Source organism: Mesonia oceanica, from assembly GCF_902499555.1.
Taxonomy (GTDB): domain Bacteria; phylum Bacteroidota; class Bacteroidia; order Flavobacteriales; family Flavobacteriaceae; genus Mesonia; species Mesonia oceanica.
In genome coordinates this window covers 2,501-5,813 of record NZ_CABVMM010000027.1, presented here as the reverse complement: position 1 = coordinate 5,813, position 3,313 = coordinate 2,501, and the positions used below count along the sequence as shown (strand labels likewise).

Below are 3,313 nucleotides of genomic sequence, written 5' to 3'. Positions count from 1 at the left end.
ATTACCCGCTAAGGTTAAAAAAGCTTAAAATAAACTTAAAGAAAAGTTTGTTTTTAGAGGAAAAAGGGTTGTATATTTGCACCCGCTTTAGGGATAGGGCGCAGTTCATTGAGAGGTGTTTTGGTTGTTTTGTTTTTGTTTTTCAGTCGGTTGTGGCGTTGAAATAAAAACATTGAAAAAAAACTAAAAAAACACTTGCGGGTAACAAAAAACGTTTTACATTTGCAGCCGCTTTCATTGGGAGCGGATGTTCATAGAAAGGGTTGTTTGGGATTGGTTTTTAAGCTGAAAAAAAAGATTTAAAAAAAAGTTTATTTTTTCTTGCGGTAACAAAAATTAGTTTTACATTTGCACCCGCAAACGCAGAAAGGCGTTGAAGTTCTAAAGGGATATTGAAATGAAAAGCCGGGCAGGCGCCGACCTTTTAAGGTTAGGTCAGGAGGTTCGACCCCTATGTTTTCGACTAGAGATGGATACCTTTTTTTGAAGGTTGAAATTTTGAAGAAGTTCATTGAATTATTGATTGACAGAAATACGAATTAAGGCTTATTATAGCAAACCTTGAGCTCTACTGTATTTATATGGTAGAAGTTAAATTCCAAGTTGCATCAAAGGTATCGCAAGATATATAAGAGACAACGATGAAGAGTTTGATCCTGGCTCAGGATGAACGCTAGCGGCAGGCCTAACACATGCAAGTCGAACGGTAACATTGGTGCTTGCACCAGATGACGAGTGGCGCACGGGTGCGTAACGCGTATGCAATCTGCCTTGTACTGGAGTATAGCCCAGGGAAACTTGGATTAATCCTCCATAGTATATAGAAATGGCATCATTTTTATATTAAAGGTTACGGTACAAGATGAGCATGCGTCCCATTAGCTAGTAGGTATGGTAACGGCATACCTAGGCAACGATGGGTAGGGGTCCTGAGAGGGAGATCCCCCACACTGGTACTGAGACACGGACCAGACTCCTACGGGAGGCAGCAGTGAGGAATATTGGACAATGGGGGCAACCCTGATCCAGCCATGCCGCGTGCAGGAAGACTGCCCTATGGGTTGTAAACTGCTTTTATAGGGGAAGAACCCCCTCCACGTGTGGAGGGCTGACGGTACCCTACGAATAAGGATCGGCTAACTCCGTGCCAGCAGCCGCGGTAATACGGAGGATCCAAGCGTTATCCGGAATCATTGGGTTTAAAGGGTCCGTAGGCGGGCAGTTAAGTCAGTGGTGAAAGTCCTCCGCTCAACGGGGGAACTGCCATTGATACTGATTGTCTTGAGTCACTGTGAAGTGGTTGGAATGAGTAGTGTAGCGGTGAAATGCATAGATATTACTCAGAACACCTATTGCGAAGGCAGATCACTAACAGTGCACTGACGCTGATGGACGAAAGCGTAGGTAGCGAACAGGATTAGATACCCTGGTAGTCTACGCCGTAAACGATGGTCACTAGCTGTCCGGCCCAATTGAGGGCTGGGTGGTTAAGCGAAAGTGATAAGTGACCCACCTGGGGAGTACGTTCGCAAGAATGAAACTCAAAGGAATTGACGGGGGCCCGCACAAGCGGTGGAGCATGTGGTTTAATTCGATGATACGCGAGGAACCTTACCAGGGCTTAAATGCAGCCGGACAGGGGTGGAAACACCCTTTTCTTCGGACTGGCTGCAAGGTGCTGCATGGTTGTCGTCAGCTCGTGCCGTGAGGTGTCAGGTTAAGTCCTATAACGAGCGCAACCCCTGTGGTCAGTTGCCAGCGAGTAATGTCGGGAACTCTGGCCAGACTGCCGGTGCAAACCGCGAGGAAGGTGGGGATGACGTCAAATCATCACGGCCCTTACGTCCTGGGCTACACACGTGCTACAATGGTAGGGACAGAGAGCAGCCACTGGGCGACCAGGAGCGAATCTATAAACCCTATCACAGTTCGGATCGCAGTCTGCAACTCGACTGCGTGAAGCTGGAATCGCTAGTAATCGCATATCAGCCATGATGCGGTGAATACGTTCCCGGGCCTTGTACACACCGCCCGTCAAGCCATGGAAGCCGGGGGTACCTGAAGTCCGTTACCGCAAGGGACGGCCTAGGGTAAGACTGGTAACTGGGGCTAAGTCGTAACAAGGTAGCCGTACCGGAAGGTGCGGCTGGAACACCTCCTTTCTAGAGCTGGTCCATCCATTGGATGGCAAGCGCGTTACCGCAACCTTGGGAGAAGGTAGTTATGTGGGCCTTAATCGTCTGTCAGTTAAAATAAAAAATGATGCAGTCTCATAGCTCAGCTGGTTAGAGCGCTACACTGATAATGTAGAGGTCGGCAGTTCGAGTCTGCCTGAGACTACAATGTAGGCGAAGGATGACAGGAAGTTTATCCGCCGGAGCGTAAGCGAAGGAGGAAGTCTGCCTGAGACTACAAAGGTCATCAGGCCAAGAGAGTTCATTAAAACATATTGAAAGGAAATTTTAGAGGTTGGGTAGCCGTTATAAGTACTGTTAACTGATAACTGGTTAACGATACTGAAATAATGGGGGATTAGCTCAGCTGGCTAGAGCGCCTGCCTTGCACGCAGGAGGTCATCGGTTCGACTCCGATATTCTCCACATTTTGGTTACGGTCCAATAATAATTGGCCTGTAACCGGGAAACGTTCATTGACATACTGAAGAAAAATAAAGAATACGAGAACATTATGCTGTTTATGAGAATAAACGGCGCAAAAATCGAAACAAGAGCAAATTAGGTAAAAGACATAAGCTTGATAAGGGCGTATGGGGGATGCCTAGGCTCTCAGAGGCGACGAAGGACGTGATAAGCTGCGAAAAACCGCGGGGATCGGCACATACGAATTGATCCGCGGGTATCCGAATGGGGCAACCCACTATACTGAAGGTATAGTACCCGCAAGGGGGCAAACCCGGAGAACTGAAACATCTAAGTACCCGGAGGAAGAGAAAACAAAAGTGATTGCGTTAGTAGCGGCGAGCGAACGCGCATTAGCCCAAACCACTTGGTTTACGGACCAACTGGGGTTGTAGGACCACGACATTCAATACTTTATGAACTAGAACAGGTTGGAAAGCCTGGCCATAGACGGTGACAGCCCGGTATAGGTAAAGAAGGAGGCGATAGTGGTATCCTGAGTAGTGCGGGGCACGTGAAACCCTGTATGAATCCGGCGGGACCATCCGCCAAGGCTAAATACTACTGAGAGACCGATAGTGAACCAGTACCGTGAGGGAAAGGTGAAAAGAACCCTGAACAAGGGAGTGAAATAGACCCTGAAACCATACGCTTACAAGCGGTCGGAGCCCTTT

At 47.9% G+C, this 3,313-nt stretch carries 2 tRNA genes and 2 rRNA genes (1 of these 4 only partly in view); all 4 read left to right on the top strand.

The window, feature by feature from the left end:
- The first annotated feature begins 638 nt into the window (after positions 1-638).
- Positions 639-2,162, top strand: a 16S ribosomal RNA gene (locus FVB9532_RS18985).
- 104 nt (positions 2,163-2,266) lie between these two features.
- A tRNA-Ile gene (locus FVB9532_RS18980) sits at positions 2,267-2,340 on the top strand.
- Positions 2,341-2,526: 186 nt separating this feature from the next.
- Positions 2,527-2,600, top strand: a tRNA-Ala gene (locus FVB9532_RS18975).
- A gap of 146 nt (positions 2,601-2,746) precedes the next feature.
- A 23S ribosomal RNA gene (locus tag FVB9532_RS18970) occupies positions 2,747-3,313 on the top strand; it runs 2,255 nt beyond the window's last position.
- The 16S and 23S rRNA genes sit together here with 2 tRNA genes alongside, the layout of an rRNA operon.